We start from the raw sequence: 18,619 nt of genomic DNA, 5'->3' as shown, positions 1-18,619 counted from the left end.
GCATCAGGAACCCTTGGCAGGGTCCTTGACGTCCTTGATCGTGGCGAACTCGATGTTAAAGAGTTGTCCGTTCTTCTTTTCAACCTTCCGGATGTAGACGTTCTGCACGACCTCGCGGGTCTGCGCATCGATGAAGATGGGGCCGCGCGGGCTCTCGAACAGCTGGCCCTTCATGCCGGCCAGCAGGGCGTCGCCGCCGCTCTTGCCGCCGGTTTTCTTCAGGGCTTCGTAGATCACGCGCATGCCGTCGTAACCGCCCACCGCGTGGAAGTTGGGGCGCATCTTGTTGGCCTTCTCGAAGGCCTCGACGAACTTCTTGTTCAGGGGCGACTCGTGCGCGGCGGAATAGTGGTGCGAGGTGACCACGCCCAGGGCGACGTCGCCCATGGCGTTGAGGATGTCGTCGTCGGTGACGTCGCCAGGGCCGATCAGCTTGATGCCGGCCTTGTCCAGGCCACGCTCGGCGAACTGCTTCATCAGGGACGAGCCGCCCCCCGAGGGCACGAAGACGAACAGCGCGTCGGGCTTGAGGTCACGCACCTTCTGCAGGAAGGGCGCGTAGTCCGGGTTGCGCAGGGGCACGCGCACGCTCTCGACGACCTGGCCGCCGTTGAAGGTGAAGCGGTCCTTGAAGTACTTCTCCGCGTCCAGGCCCGGGCCGTAGTCGGTCACCAGGGTGACGACCTTCCTGATGCCGTTCTTGGGCGCCCAGTCGGCGATGCCGATGGTCACCTGCGGCAGGGTGAAGCCGGTGCGCACGATGTAGGGCGAGGCCTGGGTGATGCTGGACGTGGCCGCGCCCATCACCACCAGGGGCGTCCGGGACTGCGTGGCCACCGGCGCGGAGGCCAGCGCCAGCGGGGTCAGGCCGAAGCCGGCCAGCACGTCCACCTGCTCGCTGACCACCAGCTCCTGCGCCAGGCGCTTGGCCACGTCGGGGATGCCGGTATCGTCCTTGACGATCACCTGCACCTTGCGGCCGGCGACCGCGTCGCCGTTCTGCGCCATGTACAGGCGCACCGCCGCCTCGATCTGCTTGCCGTGCGTGGCGAAGGGGCCCGACATGGGCAGGACCAGGCCGACCTTGAACGGGGCCTGCTGGGCGACCGCGACGCCCGCCGCGGGCAGCAGGGCTGCGGCGGCCAGGGCCTGGATCAGGATTCGCTTCTTCATGGGGTTCTCTCCTTGCACGGAACAACAATCAGCCCGCGAACGGGCCATGGGCTCCCGGACCTTCCGGGTAAACCCCATATTTTGTTGCGCGCGCAACCATTTCGGATGGATAACCTCAAAGAGAACCTGATCTACCAGCTATGCCGCGACGGCATGGCCCGGCGGGCGAACGCCCCCTCTTGCAAAAAGTGCCGTCCGGCGGGGGCCGGACGGCACTCGCTCGGGTGCGTCCTTACTTGGTCTTGCCCGGGTCCTTGACGTCCTTGATCACGTCGAACTCGATGTTCCAGAGCTGGCCGTCCTTCTTCTCGACCTTGCGCAGATAGATGTTCTGGACGATGTCGCGGGTCTGGGCGTCGATGAAGACGGGGCCGCGCGGGCTCTCGAAGATCTGGCCCTTCATGCCGGCCAGCAGGGCGTCGCCGCCGCCCTTGCCGCCGGTCTTCTTGAGGGCTTCGTAGATCACGCGCATGCCGTCGTAGCCGCCCATGGCCATGAAGTTGGGGCGCAGGTTCTTGTTGGCCTTCATGAAGGCCTCGACGAACTTCTTGTTCGCGGCGGAGGGGTGGGCCGCCGAGTAGTGGTGCGAGGTGACCACGCCCAGGGCGCCGTCGCCCATGTCGTTCAGCTGGTCGTCGTCGGTGACGTCGCCGGTGCCAATGAGCTTGATGCCGGCCTTGTCCATGCCGCGCTCGAGGAACTGCTTCATCACCGCGGCGCCGGCGCCGGAGGGCACGAAGACGAACAGGGCGTCGGGCTTGATGTCACGCACCTTCTGCAGGAAGGGGGCGAAGTCCGGGTTGCGCAGCGGCACGCGCAGCGACTCGGGGACGGTACCGCCGTTGAACAGGAGGCGGTCCTTGAAGAAGCGCTCGGCGTCGATGCCCGGGCCGTAGTCGGTCACCAGGGTCACGACCCGCTTGATGCCGTTCTTGGGCGCCCAGTCGGCCAGGGCCACGGAGGCCTGCGGCAGCGTGAAGCTGGTGCGCACGATGTACGGCGAGGCCTCGGTGATGCTGGAGGTGGCGGCGGCCATCACCACCAGCGGCGTCTTGGATTGCGTGGCCAGCGGCGCGACGGCCATCGCGGACGGGGTGATGCCCATGCCGGCGATCACGTCGACCTTGTCGTTGACGATCAGTTCCTGGGCCAGGCGGCGGGTGACGTCGGGCAGGCTGGTGTCGTCCTTGACGATCAGCTGCACCTTGCGGCCGGCGACGGTGTCGCCGTTCTGCGCCATCCACAGCTTGGCGGCGGCCTCGATCTGGCGGCCGGTGGTGGCCTGCTGGCCGGTCATGGGGAGGATCAGGCCGATCTTGAACGGGGCCTGCTGCGCCAGCGAGAGGCCGCTGGCGGAGATCAGGGCCGCGCCGACGAGGGCCTGGACGAGGGTGCGCTTCTTCATGGTCTCTCTCCTAGTTTGGATTCCGGTTGGATCGGTGGGCGATATCAGTTATTGCAGTTTGCTATTTCCGACGCCGTGCTATGACCGAGCGACGGGTGCTCGCGGATGGTACTCCGAGGCGGTCCGTCTCAGCCACGTTGTCGTATCAGGCGCACACCCGGCATGCGGTCGAGGCTGCGGGTCGCCACCGCCTCGCGCAGGTTGCGCTGCGCCAGCCGCGAGTGCTCGCGCATGATGGCCTCGGCCCGGCCGCCCTCGCGCGCCTCGATGGCGTCGAGCACCTGGCGGTGCTGGTCCTGGGCCACGATCAGCATGTCCCGCGAGCGGGGCGAGTTGGCCTGCAGCACCACGAAGCCCGAGGGCGAGGCGAAGGGCAGGCGCACCACCCGGTCGAGTTCGCGGGCCAGGGTGCCGCTGCCCACCATCTCGGACAGCAGGTTGTGGAAACGCTCGTTGTGCTCGGTGTAGCGGGCGAAGGCCTCGTCGTCGAGGGCGGGCTGGCCCAGCACCGCGTCGATGCCGTCCAGGCACTCGCGCGCGTCGGCCAGGATGCCGGGGGCCACGCCGCGCTCGGCGGCCAGGCGGGCGCACAGGCCCTCGATGGTGCCGCGCAGCTCGATCGCATCGTGCACGTCGCGCTCGGTGAAGGAGCGCACGGCGTAGCCGCCCGCGGGCAGGGCCTCGAGCAGGCCCTCCTGCTCCAGCCGCAGCAGGGCGGCGCGGATCGGGGTGCGCGAGACGCCCAGCTTCTCCACGATCGACAGTTCGGCGATCCGGCTGCCCGAGGGCAGCTCGCCCGCCAGCACCATCTCGCGCAGCCGCAACAGGGCGCGCACGGCCTGCGAGCCGGAGGGCTCGGACTCGGCGGGGCGGGCGATTTCGTGTTCCGTCGACTTCGACATGTATTCAATGTATCAGCAGAAATCACCGTTTGACCCAGATCAAACCCGAACATACCCCCAATATCAGTGTTTTCCCTAGGTGAATGTATACAACGAGTATCCAGAACACCATAATGCGGCCTTCCCTTCACTGACCGCTGGACTCCCATGTTTCCGAAGAACGCCTGGTACGTCGCCTGCACGCCCGACGAAATCGACAGCAAGCCCCTGGGCCGCATGATCTGCGGCGAGCAGATCGTGTTCTACCGGGGCGAGGAGGGCAAAGTCGCAGCCCTCGAGGACTTCTGCCCCCACCGCGGCGCCGCCCTGTCCCTGGGCTACGTCTGCGAAGGCAAGCTGGTGTGCGGCTACCACGGCCTGGTCATGGGCTGCGACGGCAAGACCCACGCCATGCCGAGCCAGCGGGTGGGCGGCTTCCCCGCCATCAAGGCCTACCCGGTGGTCGAGCGCCACGGCTTCATCTGGGTCTGGCCCGGCGACCCGGCCAAGGCCGACCCCGCCACCATCCACCACCCGCACTGGTCCGACAACCCCGAGTGGGCCTACGGCGGCGGCCTGTACCACATCAAGTGCGACTGGCGCCTGATGGTCGACAACCTGATGGACCTCACGCACGAGACCTATGTGCACACCACCAGCATCGGCCAGAAGGAGATCGACGAGACGCCGGTGTCGACCAAGACCGTGGGCGACGAGGTCATCACCAGCCGCTTCATGAACAACGTGATCGCCCCGCCCTTCTGGCGCGCCAACATGCGCGCCAAGGGCCTGGACGAACACCAGCCGGTGGACCGCTGGCAGATCTGCCACTTCACGCCCCCCAGCCACATCATGATCGAGGTGGGCGTGGCGGTGGCCGGCAAGGGCGGCTACGACGCGCCCCCCGAGTACAAGGTGTCGGCCACGGTGGTGGACTTCATCACCCCCGAGACCGAGACCACGATGTGGTACTTCTGGGGCATGGCCCGCAACTTCAGCCCCAAGGACACCAACCTCACCGCCCAGATCCGCGAGGGCCAGGGCAAGGTGTTCGCCGAGGACACCGCGGTGCTCGAGGCGCAGCAGCGCAACCTCACCCTCTACAAGAACCGCAAGCTGCTGATGCTGAACATCGATGCCGGCGGCGTGCAGTCGCGCCGTATCATCGACCGGCTGATCGCCGCCGAGCAGTCCACGGAGCCGGCGCCCTCGGCCCTGTGACCGCCCTTTCCTGCCTGACTCCATGACCCAACTCCAAGTGAAGGTGCTGCGGCGCCGCGAGGAAGCCGAGGGCATCGCCAGCTTCGAGCTGGCGCGCGCCGACGGCGGCCCCCTGCCCGCCTTCAGCGCCGGCTCGCACATCGACGTCCACCTGCCCGGCGGCCTGGTGCGCCAGTACTCGCTGGCCAACGACCCGCACGATGCCACCCACTACCGCATCGGCGTGCTGCGCGACCCGGCCTCGCGCGGCGGCTCGGTCGCCATGCACGACCAGGTGCGCGAGGGCGACGTGCTCACCATCAGCGAGCCGCGCAACCACTTCCCGCTGGTGGCCGCGCCGCACATCATCCTGCTGGCCGGCGGCATCGGCGTCACGCCCCTGCTGTGCATGGCCCAGCGCCTGGCCGCCACCGGCGTGAGCTTCGAGCTGCATGCCTGCAACCGCTCGCTGGCGCGCAGCGCGTTCGTGGGCGAGATGCAGGCCTTCGGCGAGCGCTTCCACCTGCACCTGGACGACGGCGACGCCGCCCAGAAGCTGGACCTGCCCGCCCTCCTGAAGAAGGCCCCCGCCGGCAGCCGCATCTACGTCTGCGGCCCGGGCGGCTTCATCGACTTCGTGGTGAACACGGCCAAGGCCCAGGGCTGGCCGGCCGACCACGTGCACCTGGAGTACTTCGGCGCCGCGCCGCAGGACACCACCGGCGACCAGGCCTTCGAGGTGCGCATCGCCTCCACCGGCAAGACCTACACCGTGCCCGCCGACCAGCCGGTCAGCACCGCCCTGGCCGCCCAGGGCGTGGAAATCATGGTTTCGTGCGAACAGGGCGTGTGCGGCACCTGCCTGACCCGCGTCCTGGAAGGCGAGGTCGACCACCGCGACCTGTACCTCACCGACGCCGAGAAGGCCTGCCACGACCAGTTCCTCCCCTGCTGCTCGCGCGCCAAGGGCAAGCTGCTGGTCCTGGACCTCTGAGGCACAGCGTTACGATCGGGGGCTTCGGCCCCCTTTTCCATTTCAGTCCCCCGAGGAGACGACTCCATGATGAAACTACCCGCCCGCTACGACCACGTGGGCAGCTTCCTGCGCCCGCAATACCTGCTCGAGGCGCGTGAACAGAAGGCCCAGGGCAAGATCACCCCCGAGCAGCTGCGCGCCGTGGAAGACAAGGCGATCGCCGAGATCGTCAAGTTCCAGCAGGACGTGGGCCTCAAGAGCATCACCGACGGCGAGTTCCGCCGCACCTACTTCCACATCGACTTCCTCGAGCAGCTCGGTGGCGTGGTGGCCGACATTCCGGTCAGCGTGCTCAATGCCGACGGCACCAAGGCCCTGGCGCCCCCGGTGATGAAGGTGACCAGCAAGGTCACGCACGCCAAGAACATCGAGGTCGACAACTTCAAGTACGTGCAGTCGCTGACCCCGGCCGGCTGCACCCCGAAGATGACGATCCCCTCGCCGACGATGCTGCACTTCCGCGGCGGCCGCGCCGGCATCAGCCGCGAGGCCTACCCCGAGCTGGATCCCGCCTTCTACGACGACGTGGCCAAGGCCTACGGCGACGAGCTGCGCGCCCTCTACGCCGCCGGCTGCCGCTACGTGCAGATGGACGACACCAACCTCGCCTACCTGTGCGACGAGAAGATGCGCGAGGCCGCCCGCCAGCGCGGTGACGACCCCAACGAGCTGCCGCACCGCTACGCCGCCTTCATCAACAAGGTGGTGGCGCAGAAGCCCGAGGGCATGCTGCTGGCCATGCACCTGTGCCGCGGCAACTTCAAGAGCACGCACGCCGCGGCCGGCAACTACGAGCCGGTGGCCGAGGCCCTGCTCAAGGAAATGGACCTCGACGCCTACTTCCTCGAGTACGACGACGACCGCTCCGGCGACTTCCGCCCGCTGCGCTACCTGCCCAAGGGCAAGACCGTGGTGCTGGGCCTGGTGACCACCAAGTTCGGCCAGCTGGAAAGCAAGGACGACCTCAAGCGCCGCATCGACGAGGCCGCCCGCTATGCGCCGCTGGAGCAGCTGGCCCTGTCGCCCCAGTGCGGCTTCTCCAGCACCGTGCACGGCAACAACATCGCCGTCGAGGACCAGCGCACCAAGCTGCGCCTGGTGGTGGAGACCGCGCAGGAAGTGTGGGGCGATCTCTGATCGGCGCCTGCCTTCGCTGAATGAACGCCCGCCTTGCGCGGGCGTTTTTCATGGGGCCTGGAAGCCGGGGGCATCGCCCGGGCACCCGATGCGGCAGGCGGCACGGCTTCAGCCCCTTGTCGGCAGGAACCGTCCGTCCATCGTTGTGCACTTAACGGATGGGTTAGGTCCATCCGTTCTGCCCCGGGGAGGTCCGCCATGTGCCCTGTCCACGACGATGTCTTTTGCGCACGTACCGACGTGCTCCTGCGCATGCTTCACGGCGACCTGGCGAGGTATTGCTCGGAGCATGTCAAAAGCGAGATCCGGCAGCTCCTGCATTCCCTGGATGCGCCGCTGGAGCCCTCCGGGGATGAGGCGCCGGAGGGCTTGGACTGAGGGGGTGTCCCGCCACGCGGCGAGGCCTGGATGTCAGGCCTGCGATTGCGTCTGCTGGAGGAAAGCCGAAATCAACTGGGACTTGGGCGAGCCCCGCTGCCACAGCACACCGAACCGGCGCGCCTCGCCGCTGTCGTCCACGCGAAGGGAGGCCACCCGCAGGCCGGCCGTCAGGGGCGAGCCGATGTCGGGCACCAGGGACACGCCCAGGCCTTCATGGACCATCATGGCGATCGCCAGCAGCGAGCTCAGTTCAAAGCGCTCGGCCGGCTCGATGCCGTGCTGGCGCAGGAAGCGGTCGGCATGCTTGCCGCCGCCGAGCGAACGGTCATAGCGTATGAAGGGTTGGGTTCGCAGCAGGTCCAGCGGCTCCTGGTGCGACTGGGATTGCGGCACCAGGGCCACCAGGGGCTCCTGCCTGAGCAGCGTCCAGTTCGAGAAAACTCGAGAAGCTTAGGTCGGTGTCTACGAGGCCGGCATCAGCCCAATCCAGACGTTCGTGAAGGCAGGAAAACTCAAGGCGCTGGCCGTGATGGACAAGAGCCGCTCGCCCATGCTCCCGGACGTCCCGACGATGGAAGAGTCGGGCCTGGCCAACCTGGAGAGCAAGCTGTGGTGGGGCATCGTCGCGCCGCGGACCACGCCAGCCCACGTCATTGCAGCGATCAACCGTGATGTGAATGCGGTCCTGCGGGACCCGGCGATCCGCAAGCGCATCGAGGAGTCTGGCGGCACCGTGGAGGGCGGCACGGCCCAGGCCTTCGAGAACCAGATCGCCGCCTATCGCAGGCAATTTGGCCCGGTCATCAAGGCCGCGGGCATCACCAACAACTGAGTCATTGCCGGGGTCCCCGAACACCCGCTGCTGCATCAGTTCGGGGACTCCCGTCGGGGCGAGGTTGGCCCGCCCGAGCCGCCCGCCTGCAGGCCGGCGGGTGAAGGGGTGCCCGTTCAACCCGCGGACGTCCGCATCGGTGGCAAGCAGGAGGTGGGCAGTGGCCAGGCCGTGCCTAATGCACCGTCGGAAGTTGGCCGGGCTTGCCCAGAAAGTAGCCTTGCGCGAACGTCACACCGAGCGCGCGCAAGATACGGCCGAATGCTCGGTCACTTCGAGCACGCCCCTTTTCAAGTCACGGCGACCCAGGGAGCCTGGGAACTCGCGGCTCTTCGCGGTGGCCGGCAAGACGTTGACGGCCAGATACAGCGGCTCTGGCAGCGCATCAAACGCTTCGGTCGCCTTCTGAACAGACATCACCTCCGGCTCGATAGGGAGGCCTGCTTCATCGGCCTCCCTGAACCAGACGTCGGGGGTGCGTTGCGGATGCAACGTAAACCGCGGCAGCGCTTCACCGCCCGCCATCCTCTCCGCGGCGATTTCGAGGATCGGTTGGAACACGATGGCCATGCCATCACCGCCCAGCACGGACCCGATTCGTTCGCGTCGCTCTCTGCCCTCGCGGCTCGTCCGCGGCCCGCGCTGGATCTGACTTTCGATCAGGTGGGCGAGAAATTTCACGGCGCGCAGGTCGCGCTCGTTGAATAACGGTCACTCGGCAGGGCCATCCCGTCCGCCCTCGATCAGCCGGCACGCATCCCCCAGGCACGCCCCTTGCCCCTCCCCCCTGCCGGGCCATGCCTCGCCCGGGGAGCGCGCGCGCCCATGTTCAAGAGCTTTTTCCTCGGCGGCTTCGAATGCGCCACGGGATTCAACCGAGAAGGCCACTGGATCGACCTGGTCTCGGCCACCTGGCACGACCTGCATGCGGACGACGACTACCGCCGCCTGCGCGAGGTCGGCATCCTGGCCGCGCGCGACGCGGTGCGCTGGCCGCTGGTGGACCGCGGCGGCGGCCGCTACGACTTCACCAGCCTCGAGCCGGTGGTGCGCGCGGCGCAGCGCCATGGCGTGGAGGTGATCTGGGACCTGTTCCACTACGGCTATCCCGCCGGCCTGGACCTGCTCTCGCCGGCCTTCGCCGAGCGCTTTGCCGACTACTGCGCCGCCTGCGCCCGCCACCTGCGCCGGCGCACCGCGGGCACGCTGTGGTTCACGCCGGTCAACGAGCCCTCCTTCTTCGCCTGGGCCGCGGGCCATGACGCGCAGTTCGCGCCGCACCGCCGCGGCCAGGCCGCGGACCTCAAGCTGGCCCTGGTGCGCGCGGCCCTGCGCGGCATGCGCGCCATCCGCGACGAAGTGCCCGGCGCGCGCTTCGTCCACGCCGACCCGCTGTGCCGGGTGGTGCCGCCGGACGACCGCCCCGAGTCCGTGGCCGCGGCGCGCGAGTTCAACGAACGCCACGTGTTCGAGTCGTGGGACATCCTGTGCGGGCGGCTGCACCCCGAGCTGGGCGGCAGCCGCGCCCTGCTCGACGTGGTCGGCGTGAACTACTACTGGACCTGCCAGTGGGTCCACGGCCGCCACAAGGAATGGCTGCACGACGGCGACCCGCGCCGCCAGCCGCTGTCCGAGCTGGTGCGCCGGGTCTGGGAGCGCTATGGCGGCGACCTCCTCATCACCGAGACCATGCACTGGGGCGAGCACCGCGCCGACTGGTTCCGCGGCCTGGCCCGCGAGGTCGAGCGCATCCTCGCCCTGGGCATCCCGCTGCGCGGCGTGTGCCTCTACCCGATCCTCGCCATGCAGGACTGGCATGCCCCGCGCGACTGGCTGCCCATGGGCCTGTGGGATATCGACGGCGCCAACGGCATGGGCCGGGTGGTGCACCAGCCGCTGCTCGACGCGCTGCGCGACGCCCAGCGCCGGCTGCCGGGGGGCTGGGGGCCATGAGTCCCGCTGGCGGCGTGCTGGGGCCGGTCGCCGACATCCCGCCCCGCGCGCTGCAGGCCGGCCAGCGCGCCCTGGTGCAGGACCTCGCCTGGGCCAGCCTCTCCGGCGCATTCTCCGGCGGCGTCGTGCTGGTGGCCTTCGCCCTGGCGCTGGGCGCGACGCCCCTGCAGGTGGGGCTGCTGGCCGCGATCCCGTTCGTGACCCAGGCGGCGCAGTGGCCGGCCACCCTGCTCGTTGAACGGGTACGCCGGCGCCGCCTGATCGGCGTGACCCTGCTGACGCTGGCGCGCCTGCTGCTGCTCGCGATGGCGCTGCTGCCCCTGCTGCCCTCGCCCCGCCTCGCGCTGTGGGCGCTGCTCGCGGCGCAGGCACTCATCGCCCTGCTCCACGCGGTGGCCGGCTGCGCGGTGAACTCCTGGCTGCACCAGCTCATACCGCCCTCGCAGCTGGGCGGCTTCTTCGCGCGGCGGCTGTTCTGGGCGACCGCCCTGTCCTGCGCGGGCACGCTGGCCGCCGGCGCGCTGGTGGCGCGCCCGGCCACCGCCACCGCCGCGCCGCTGGAGGCCTACGCGCTGGCCTTCGTGGCCGCCTCGCTGGCGGGGCTCGTCAGCTCCTTCCACCTGGCCCGCGCGCCCGAGCCGCAGATGCGGGAGGCCGGCCCCGTCACCGGCCTGGCCGCGCGCCTGCGCGCGCCGCTGCGCGATCGCAACTTCCGCCGGGTGCTGGTGTTCCTGGGCGCCTGGACCATCGCCTCCAACCTGGCCGTGCCCTTCATCGCGGTGTTCCTCATGGAGCAGCTCGACTACCCGCTGGGCGTGGTCACCCGCCTGTGGGTCGTCAGCCAGGTCGCCAACGCGCTCACGCTGGTGCTGTGGGGCCGGCTGTCGGACCGCCTGACGAACAAGGGCGTCCTCGCCGTGGCCCTGCCCCTGCACTTCGGCGCGATGCTGGCGATGGTGGCGGTGGACGGCGTCGCCGACCCGGGCTGGCGGCTGGCCCTGCTGCACCTGCTGCACGTGGCCATGGGCGTGGCCGCGGCAGGCATCGGCCTGGGCGTGGGCAACCTGGGGCTGAAGCTCGCGCCGGCGGCCAATGCCACGGCCTACCTCGCGGCCATCGGCCTGGTCTGCGCCCTCGGCGGCGGCGTGGCGCCGGTGCTGGCCGGCGCCCTGGCCGAGGCCGCCGCCACGCGCGAGCTGTCCGCGGTGATCCGCTGGAACGCGCCCGGCGGCGGCGGCGAATTCGCGGTGATCGGTTTCGCCCACTGGGACTTCCTGTTCGCCGCCTCGGCGTTGCTCGGGCTGTACGTGATGCACGCGCTCTCGCGGGTGGCCGAGGGCCGCGAGGTGGGCGAGCGCGAGGTGGTCCAGGAATTCCTGCTGGAAGGCTGGCGCGGCCTCAGCCAGCTCTCGTCGGTGGCCGGCAACCTGGGCAGCCTGTTTCCCTTCGAGCGCCTCGGCGAACGCCGCAAGTGGTGGCGGCCGCGGCAGCGGCAGAACCGGGGTTGAGGGCGTCGAGGGGCGCCGGGCAGGCCGGCGAAGGGCGATGGCAGGGCGTTCGGTGTGGACCCCGGCGCGTCAGCGCTGGCCGCGGAAGGCGCGCCACAGGCGCCAGGCCGCCAGCAGCGGCCCCGACCACTTCAGGATGCGGCGAGGGCGGATCGCCAGGAGCGCGCCGATCAGGCCCAGCGCCAGGGCCGGCTGCGACACCAGCCGGCGCGCCCGGCCCACGGCGCGGTCGGCGCAGGCCAGGGGCTGGGCCACCACCGCGAGCTCGCCGGCCAGGCGCCGGCGCTCCATGCCGCTGCGCGCGCACAGCACGGCGCGGCGGCGCTGCAGGTCACGCAGGGCGCGGCTCACCGGCCCTCCGGCGGCTCGGACGGGGCCGGCCTCAGGGCCTCGCGGTCCTGCGCCAGTTCGTCCAGGCTGGACTGGAACATCGAGCCGCTGGAGCGCACCCGCTCCCGGCCGGCCGCCAGCAGCCAGAGGCCGCCGCCGCCGAGCAGCACCGTCATGACGCCCAGCGCCGGCAGGCGGTAGCTGTCCCAGAACAGGACCAGCACGAAGGCGCAGGCCAGCAGGGTGGCGATCGCCAGCAGCATGGCGCCGAACAGGGTCAGCGCCAGGCCCTCGGCCAGACGCAGCTTCTGCTCCTCGAGCTCGTTGCCCAGGAGCGCAAGCCGGACCTGGAGCAGTTCCAGGCCCGCGTCCAGCGAGGCGCGCAGGGAGGCCAGGAAGCCGGGGGCGTCCTTCGGGTCACCCATGCCGGCTTACCGGCGCGCGATCAGCATGCCCACGAGCATGCCGACGCCGGCGGCGATGCCGATCGAGGTCCAGGGTCGCTCATGAACGAATTCGTCCGTCGCCCGGACGGCCTGGCGCGCCTGGTGGACGGCAGCGTCCTGCAGGCGGCCCAGCTCGGCGCGGGCCCGCTGCATGCGGTCCTGGATGCGGGCGCGCATCTCGGCGACCTTCTCGCCCGTCTGGCCCGCGGTGAGGTGCAGGAGTTCCTCCGCATCCTCGATCACGAGCTTCAGGTCGGACATCAGCTTGTCGCGCTGTGCGGCGGCTTGGCTTTCGGTCATGGCTTCTCCTTGTGCTTGGGCATCCATGGTAGGGCCTGCAAAGCTCGAACAGAAGTCATCACCCTGCGCCCTTGATGAATATCAAGCTGGTCATCGTGGTCGTATCGACCTGGGTCCGCGACGCCGGCCGGCGCCTCAATTGCCGTTGTGGTGCGGCGGCGGCGTCACTTCCCAGTGCTGGACCACCCGGTCCTGTGAATCGACGCTCTCCAGGCGCACCTTGAAGCCCCACAGGCGCGCCACGTGCTTGATCACCTCCTCGGCGCTGTCGTCCAGGGGGCGGTCGCCCTGGCGGGTGTGGCGCAGGGTCAGGGAGCGGTCGCCGCGCAGGTTCACGTTCCAGACCTGGATGGAGGGCTCGCGGAAGTTCAGGTCGTACTGGCGCGAGAGCGACTCGCGCACCCGCCGGTAGCCGGACTCGTCGTGGATGGCGGCCACCTCCAGCTCGCTGCGGGTGGCGTCGTCGACGATGGTGAACAGGCGGAACTCGCGCATCAGCCGCGGCGAGAGGTACTGGCCGATGAAGCTCTCGTCCTTGAAGTGGCGCATCGCGTAGTCCAGTGACGTGAGCCAGTCCGTGCCGGCGATGCCGGGAAACCACTCGCGGTCCTCGTCGGTCGGGTGCTCGCAGATGCGGCGCAGGTCGCTGAACATGGCGAAGCCCAGCGCGTAGGGGTTGATGCCGCTGTAGCGCGGGTCGGTCACCGGCGGCTGGAACACCACATTGGTGTGCGAGGCCAGGCACTCGATCATGAAGCCGTCGGCCAGGCGGCCCTGCTCGTACAGGGAGGTGAGCAGGGTGTAGTGCCAGAAGGTGGCCCAGCCCTCGTTCATCACCTGGGTCTGGCGCTGCGGGTAGAAGTACTGGGCGACCTTGCGCACGATGCGCACCACCTCGCGCTGCCACGGCTCCAGCAGCGGCGCGTTCTTCTCGATGAAGTACAGGAGGTTCTCCTGCGGCTCCTCGGGGTAGCGGCGCCGCTCCTTGCGCGCCTCCTTGCCCGGCGAGCGCGGCAGCGTGCGCCACAGGTCGTTCACCTGCTGCTGCAGGTAGGCCTCGCGCTCCTTGCGCCGCGCCTCCTCCTGCGCCAGCGACAGGCGCTGCGGCCGGCGGTAGCGGTCCACGCCGTAGTTCATGAGGGAATGGCAGGCGTCGAGCACCTCCTCCACCGCGTCCAGCCCGTGGCGCTCCTCGCAGTCGGCGATGTAGCTGCGGGCATAGACCAGGTAGTCGATGATGGACGAGGCGTCCGTCCACATGCGGAACAGGTAGTTTCCCTTGAAGAAGCTGTTGTGGCCGAAGCAGGCATGGGCCATCACCAGCGCCTGCATCGGCAGGGTGTTCTCCTCCATCAGGTAGGCGATGCACGGGTCTGAGTTGATGACGATTTCGTAGGCCAGGCCCATGTGCCCGCGCCGGTAGCTCTTCTCGCTGGTGATGAACTGCTTGCCGAAGGACCAGTGCCGGTAGTTCACCGGCATGCCCACCGAGGCGTAGGCGTCGAGCATCTGCTCGGCGGAGATCAGCTCCAGCTGCACGGGGTAGGTGTCGAGCTTGAAGCCCGCCGCGGTCTCGCGGATCGCGTCGTAGTAGGTCTCGATCAGGTCGAAGGTCCAGTCCGAACCGGCGGGCAGGCGGTCCGCACCCCGGGGCAGGTCGTCCTTCATGCGGCCCCCTGCGGATGCTTCTTGAACAGGTCCCGGAACACCGGGAAGATCTGCTCGGGCGAGGTGATCTTCTGCATGGCGAAGTTCGCATGGGCCTCGCGCACCGCGCCGTACTCCTCCCACAGGTTCTGGTCCTCGTCGGCCACCTGCACGTAGGCGAAGTAGCGGCACAGGGGCAGCAGCTTGTTTTCCAGCAGGTCGCGGCACTTGGTGGAGTCCTGCTGCCAGTTGTCGCCGTCGGAGGCCTGGGCGCCGTAGATGTTCCACTCGCTGCCCATGTAGCGCTCACGGACGATCTCGTTCATCAGCACCAGCGCGCTGGAGACCACGGTGCCGCCGCTCTCGGTGGCGTGGAAGAACTCCTCCTCGGGCACCTCGGCGGCCTGGGTGTGGTGGCGGATGAAGACCACGTCGGTCTGCTTGTAGTGCCGCGACAGGAACAGGTACAGGAGGATGAAGAAGCGCTTGGCCAGGTCCTTGCGGCCCTCGTCCATCGAGCCGGAGACGTCCATCAGGCAGAACATCACCGCCTTGCTGGTGGGCAGCGGCTCGCGGACGCGGTGGCGGAACCGCAGGTCGAACGGGTCCAGGAACGGCACGCGGCGCAGGCGGGCGCGCAGGGCCTCCACCTCCTCGCGGGCCAGCTCGAGCTCGCGCGGCGGCGTGTCGGGCCGCTGCTCGAGGCGCGCCAGGTGGGCCTCGGCCTCGCGCAGCGCGGCGCGCGCCTCGCCGCCCATGGCGATGCGCCGGCCCAGGGCAACGCGCATCGAGCGCACCACATGCAGGCTGGTCGGGTTGCCTTCGGAGATGAAGCCGGCGCGTCGGGTCTTCCACTCCGGCGCATCGGCCAGCAGCTGGGTGCGGATCATCCGCGGCAGGGCCAGGTCGTCGAAGAAGTAGTTCATGAACTCCTCCCGCGTGATGCGGAAGGTGAAGTCGTCCTCGCCCTGGCCGTCCGGCGAGGCCTCGCCCCGGCCGGAGCCGCCCCCGCCGCCCTGGGGCCGGGGGATGCGGTCGCCGCGCACGTACTCCTGGTTGCCCGGGTGCACCATCTCGCGGCTGCCGCCGGGCGCATGGTGGAACACCGGCTCGGAGACATCCCGGCGAGGCAGGGAGATGTCGGCGCCCTCCTCGATGTTGTGGATGCTGCGGTCGCCCACCGCCTTGCGCACGGCCTCGCGGATCTGCTCCCGGTAGCGGCGCAGGAACCGCTCCCGGTTGCCGATCGACTTGTTCTTGCCGGACAGGCGCCGGTCGATGATCTGGTGGAGCTTGTTGGCGGTCGGCCCGGTCACTGCTGCCTCCCCGGTGCGGCCCTTACGAGCTCTTTCTCACGCGCAGGTACCACTCGCACAGCAGCCGCACCTGGCGGCGCGTGTAGCCCTTCTCGACCATCCGGTTGACGAAGTCCTCGTGCTTCTTCTGTTCGTCGGCGCTGGCCTTGGCGTTGAAGCTGATGACGGGAAGCAGGTCCTCGGTGTTGGAGAACATCTTCTTCTCGATCACGGTGCGCAGCTTCTCGTAGCTGGTCCACACCGGGTTCTTGCCGTTGTTGTTGGCGCGCGCACGCAGCACGAAGTTGACGATCTCGTTGCGGAAGTCCTTGGGGTTGGACAGGCCGGCGGGCTTCTCGATCTTCTCGAGCTCCGCGTTCAGCGCGGAGCGGTCGAAGATCTCGCCGGTGTCGGTGTCGCGGTACTCCTGGTCCTGGATCCAGAAGTCGGCGTAGGTGACGTAGCGGTCGAAGATGTTCTGGCCGTACTCGGAGTAGCTCTCGAGGTAGGCGGTCTGGATCTCCTTGCCGATGAACTCGGCGTAGCGAGCCGACAGGTGCTCCTTGATGTAGGCCAGGTACTTCTGCTCGGTCTCGGCCGGGAACTGCTCGCGCTCGATCTGCTGCTCGAGCACGTACATCAGGTGCACCGGGTTGGCCGCGATCTCGTGCGAATCGAAGTTGAAGACCTTGGACAGGATCTTGAACGCGAAGCGCGTGGAAATGCCGGTCATGCCCTCGTCGACCCCCGCGTAGTCGCGGTACTCCTGGTAGCTCTTGGCCTTGGGGTCGGTGTCCTTCAGGTTCTCGCCGTCGTAGATCTGCATCTTGGAGAAGATGCTGGAGTTCTCCGGCTCCTTCAGCCGCGTCAGGACCGCGAACTGGGCCATCATCTTGAGCGTGCCGGGCGCGCAGATCGCGTCCTTGAGCGAGGAGTTGCGAAGCAGCTTCTCGTAGATCTTCACTTCCTCGGCCACGCGCAGGCAGTACGGCACCTTCACGATGTAGATGCGGTCCAGGAAGGCCTCGTTGTTCTTGTTGTTCTTGAAGGCCTTCCACTCGCTCTCGTTGGAGTGGGCCATCACGATGCCGTCGAAGGGAATCGCGCCGAAGCCCTCGGTGCCCTTGAAGTTGCCTTCCTGGGTGGCGGTGAGCAGCGGGTGCAGCACCTTGATCGGCGCCTTGAACATCTCCACGAACTCCAGCAGCCCCTGGTTGGCCAGGCACAGGCCGCCCGAATAGCTGTAGGCGTCCGGGTCGTCCTGGGCGTACTGCTCGAGCTTGCGGATGTCGATCTTGCCGACGAGGGAGGAGATGTCCTGGTTGTTCTCGTCGCCCGGCTCGGTCTTGGCGATGGCGACCTGGCGCAGCACGCTGGGGTAGCGCTTGACGACGCGGAACTTGCGGATGTCCCCGCCGTACTCCTCGAGCCGCTTGACGGCCCAGGGCGACATGATCTTCTGCGTGTAGCGCCGCGGGATACCGTACTGCTGCTCGAGCAACGGGCCATCCTCGTCGTTGGAGAACAGGCCCAGCGGCGACTCGTTCAGCGGCGATCCCTTGATGGCGAAGAAGGGCACCTGCTCCATCAGCTGCTTGAGCCGCTCGGCGATGGAGGACTTGCCGCCGCCGACGGGGCCGAGCAGGTAGAGGATCTGCTTCTTCTCCTCGAGCCCCTGCGCGGCGTGGCGGAAGTGGGAGACGACCTGCTCGATCGGCTCCTCGAGTCCGTAGAAATCCTTGAACGCCGGGTAGATGCGCACCATCTTGTTGCCGAAGATGCGCGAGAGCCGCGGGTCATGCCGGGTGTCGATGACCTCGGGCTTGCCGATGGCGGCGAGCATGCGCTCGGCCGCCGTCGCATAGACGAGGGGGTCCTTCCGGCACAACTCGAGGTAGTCCTCGAGAGACATGTCCTCCTCGCGCGTCTGCTCGTAGCGCGCAAGGAAGTTGCGAATCACGTCCATGGAGCCTCCTTCCGTCCACGGGTGACCGCGAGGGTCCTGCGGTCACCGCAGTGCGAACCACTTTAGCGCGCCGGGTTTCTGCTCCGTTCGTGCCAATGTCGGCCAGCACCCGTCTTCACTGTAGGTGAACGATAGAGAAAGTGGAAGGGGCCAAGGTTCCCTGGAAAACAAATTCTTTGGTTGGCGTGTTTCAGCAACAGCGGGCGATGGCGGCGCGGACGAAGCGCGGCTTCGACCGCGCGCCGGCGCGCTCAGGCCAGACCGAGCAGGCGCACCGCGTTGTCCTTGAGGATGCCGGGCATGACCTCGGGCTTGAAGCCGGCCTCCTCGAAGTCCTTCATCCAGCGCTCGGGCGTGATCAGGGGGTAGTCGCTGCCAAACAGGACGCGGTCCTTCAGCAGGGTGTTGGCGTACTGCACCAGCTGCTTCGGGAAGTACTTCGGGCTCCAGCCGGAGAGGTCGATCCAGACGTTGGGCTTGTGCGTCGCAACAGACAGCGCCTCGTCCTGCCAGGGGAAGCTGGGGTGGGCCATGACGATCTGCATGTCGGGGAAGTCGATCGCCACGTCGTCCAGGTGCATGGGGTTGGAGTACTCCAGGCGCAGGCCGCCGCCGCAGCGCATGCCCGAGCCGATGCCGCTGTGGCCGGTGTGGAAGATCGCCGGCAGCTTGTGCGCGTTGATCACCTCGTAGATCGGCCAGGCCATCTTGTCGTAGGGGTGGTAGCCCTGCACCGTGGGGTGGAACTTGAAGCCCTTGACGCCCTCCTCCTTGATCAGGCGCTCGGCCTCGCGCGCGCCCATCTTGCCCTTGTGCGGATCGATCGAGGCGAAGGCCACCATCATGTCCGCGTTCTCGCGCGCGGCCTGCGCGATCTCCTCGTTGGGGATGCGGCGGCGGCCGATCTGGCTCTCGCTGTCCACCGTGAACATCACCAGGCCGATCTTCTTCTCGCGGTAGTAGGCCACCGTCTCGGCGATCGTCGGGCGGCGCGAGTTCCGGAAGTACTTGTCCGCCGCGCGGTCGTACTCCTCGGCGTAGTTGTCGAACGGATTCCAGCAGCTCACCTCGGCATGGGTGTGGATGTCGATGGCGATGAGGTTCTTGTGGTCCATGGCGTCTCCTCGGG

General features: G+C 68.5%; 18 protein-coding genes. 6 read left to right on the top strand and 12 right to left on the bottom strand.

The window, feature by feature from the left end:
• Positions 1-3: 3 nt before the first annotated feature.
• The 3 genes from ACFQZY_RS11800 to ACFQZY_RS11790 form a co-directional block, all read right to left on the bottom strand.
• Positions 4-1,173, bottom strand: a complete 1,170-nt coding sequence (locus ACFQZY_RS11800) for an ABC transporter substrate-binding protein (protein ID WP_377415931.1) — start codon at positions 1,171-1,173, stop codon at positions 4-6.
• 232 nt (positions 1,174-1,405) lie between these two features.
• Complete coding sequence (locus ACFQZY_RS11795; RefSeq protein ID WP_377415929.1) at positions 1,406-2,578, bottom strand: ABC transporter substrate-binding protein; 1,173 nt, start codon at positions 2,576-2,578, stop codon at positions 1,406-1,408.
• Positions 2,579-2,706: 128 nt separating this feature from the next.
• Positions 2,707-3,480, bottom strand: coding sequence for a GntR family transcriptional regulator (locus ACFQZY_RS11790; protein WP_377415927.1), 774 nt, complete (start codon positions 3,478-3,480; stop codon positions 2,707-2,709).
• Between the two features lie 147 nt (positions 3,481-3,627).
• On the opposite strand from ACFQZY_RS11790, the gene ACFQZY_RS11785 reads away from it, so the two are divergent.
• The 3 genes from ACFQZY_RS11785 (at position 3,628) to ACFQZY_RS11775 (ending at position 6,832) form a co-directional block, all read left to right on the top strand.
• Positions 3,628-4,680, top strand: a complete 1,053-nt coding sequence (locus ACFQZY_RS11785) for a Rieske 2Fe-2S domain-containing protein (protein WP_377415925.1) — start codon at positions 3,628-3,630, stop codon at positions 4,678-4,680.
• A gap of 22 nt (positions 4,681-4,702) precedes the next feature.
• Positions 4,703-5,653: a PDR/VanB family oxidoreductase gene (locus ACFQZY_RS11780; RefSeq protein WP_377415923.1), complete on the top strand. Its 951-nt coding sequence runs from the start codon at positions 4,703-4,705 to the stop codon at positions 5,651-5,653.
• 66 nt (positions 5,654-5,719) lie between these two features.
• On the top strand, positions 5,720-6,832 hold the full coding sequence (locus tag ACFQZY_RS11775) for a 5-methyltetrahydropteroyltriglutamate--homocysteine S-methyltransferase (RefSeq protein WP_377415921.1): 1,113 nt from the start codon (positions 5,720-5,722) through the stop codon (positions 6,830-6,832).
• A gap of 411 nt (positions 6,833-7,243) precedes the next feature.
• Here ACFQZY_RS11775 and ACFQZY_RS11770 read toward each other — a convergent pair whose 3' ends face one another.
• The gene (locus tag ACFQZY_RS11770) at positions 7,244-7,636 is read right to left on the bottom strand and encodes a LysR substrate-binding domain-containing protein (protein ID WP_377416327.1); all 393 of its coding nucleotides are present in this window, start codon (positions 7,634-7,636) and stop codon (positions 7,244-7,246) included.
• Between the two features lie 52 nt (positions 7,637-7,688).
• On the opposite strand from ACFQZY_RS11770, the gene ACFQZY_RS11765 reads away from it, so the two are divergent.
• Complete coding sequence (locus tag ACFQZY_RS11765; RefSeq protein WP_377416325.1) at positions 7,689-8,045, top strand: Bug family tripartite tricarboxylate transporter substrate binding protein; 357 nt, start codon at positions 7,689-7,691, stop codon at positions 8,043-8,045.
• Between the two features lie 231 nt (positions 8,046-8,276).
• Here ACFQZY_RS11765 and ACFQZY_RS11760 read toward each other — a convergent pair whose 3' ends face one another.
• Positions 8,277-8,726 carry a hypothetical protein gene (locus tag ACFQZY_RS11760; RefSeq protein WP_377415919.1) on the bottom strand — a complete coding sequence of 150 codons (450 nt, stop codon included), beginning with the start codon at positions 8,724-8,726 and terminating at the stop codon, positions 8,277-8,279.
• A gap of 144 nt (positions 8,727-8,870) precedes the next feature.
• On the opposite strand from ACFQZY_RS11760, the gene ACFQZY_RS11755 reads away from it, so the two are divergent.
• Together ACFQZY_RS11755 and ACFQZY_RS11750 are read left to right on the top strand one after the other, a co-directional pair.
• Complete coding sequence (locus tag ACFQZY_RS11755; RefSeq protein ID WP_377415917.1) at positions 8,871-9,998, top strand: family 1 glycosylhydrolase; 1,128 nt, start codon at positions 8,871-8,873, stop codon at positions 9,996-9,998.
• Positions 9,995-11,506: an MFS transporter gene (locus ACFQZY_RS11750; protein WP_377415915.1), complete on the top strand. Its 1,512-nt coding sequence runs from the start codon at positions 9,995-9,997 to the stop codon at positions 11,504-11,506. The genes ACFQZY_RS11755 and ACFQZY_RS11750 overlap by 4 nt, the downstream gene beginning before the upstream one ends.
• Positions 11,507-11,575: 69 nt before the next feature.
• Here the strand turns inward: ACFQZY_RS11750 and ACFQZY_RS11745 are convergent, their stop codons facing one another.
• The 7 genes from ACFQZY_RS11745 to ACFQZY_RS11715 all read right to left on the bottom strand — a co-directional run bounded on the left by ACFQZY_RS11745 (position 11,576) and on the right by ACFQZY_RS11715 (position 18,605).
• A complete protein-coding gene (locus ACFQZY_RS11745) occupies positions 11,576-11,857 on the bottom strand; it encodes a YqjK family protein (RefSeq protein ID WP_377415913.1) in 282 nt (93 codons plus the stop codon).
• On the bottom strand, positions 11,854-12,261 hold the full coding sequence (locus tag ACFQZY_RS11740; protein WP_377415911.1) for a phage holin family protein: 408 nt from the start codon (positions 12,259-12,261) through the stop codon (positions 11,854-11,856). Before ACFQZY_RS11740 ends, ACFQZY_RS11745 begins: the two co-directional genes overlap by 4 nt.
• A 6-nt stretch (positions 12,262-12,267) precedes the next feature.
• Positions 12,268-12,582, bottom strand: a complete 315-nt coding sequence (locus tag ACFQZY_RS11735; RefSeq protein WP_377415909.1) for a YqjD family protein — start codon at positions 12,580-12,582, stop codon at positions 12,268-12,270.
• Between the two features lie 135 nt (positions 12,583-12,717).
• Positions 12,718-14,250 carry a SpoVR family protein gene (locus tag ACFQZY_RS11730; protein ID WP_377415907.1) on the bottom strand — a complete coding sequence of 511 codons (1,533 nt, stop codon included), beginning with the start codon at positions 14,248-14,250 and terminating at the stop codon, positions 12,718-12,720.
• Positions 14,247-15,545 (bottom strand): YeaH/YhbH family protein, encoded by a 1,299-nt coding sequence (locus ACFQZY_RS11725; RefSeq protein ID WP_377415905.1) that lies wholly within the window; start codon positions 15,543-15,545, stop codon positions 14,247-14,249. The genes ACFQZY_RS11730 and ACFQZY_RS11725 overlap by 4 nt, the downstream gene beginning before the upstream one ends.
• 22 nt (positions 15,546-15,567) lie before the next feature.
• On the bottom strand, positions 15,568-17,490 hold the full coding sequence (locus ACFQZY_RS11720; RefSeq protein ID WP_377415903.1) for a PrkA family serine protein kinase: 1,923 nt from the start codon (positions 17,488-17,490) through the stop codon (positions 15,568-15,570).
• A 251-nt stretch (positions 17,491-17,741) separates the two neighbouring features.
• A complete protein-coding gene (locus ACFQZY_RS11715) occupies positions 17,742-18,605 on the bottom strand; it encodes an amidohydrolase family protein (RefSeq protein WP_377415901.1) in 864 nt (287 codons plus the stop codon).
• Positions 18,606-18,619: the final 14 nt, after the last annotated feature.

This window comes from Ramlibacter sp. GCM10027632 (assembly GCF_042675325.1).
GTDB lineage: Bacteria > Pseudomonadota > Gammaproteobacteria > Burkholderiales > Burkholderiaceae_C > Ramlibacter.
Note: the sequence above shows the minus strand (reverse complement) of the source record. Positions and strands in the feature narration are given on the sequence as shown.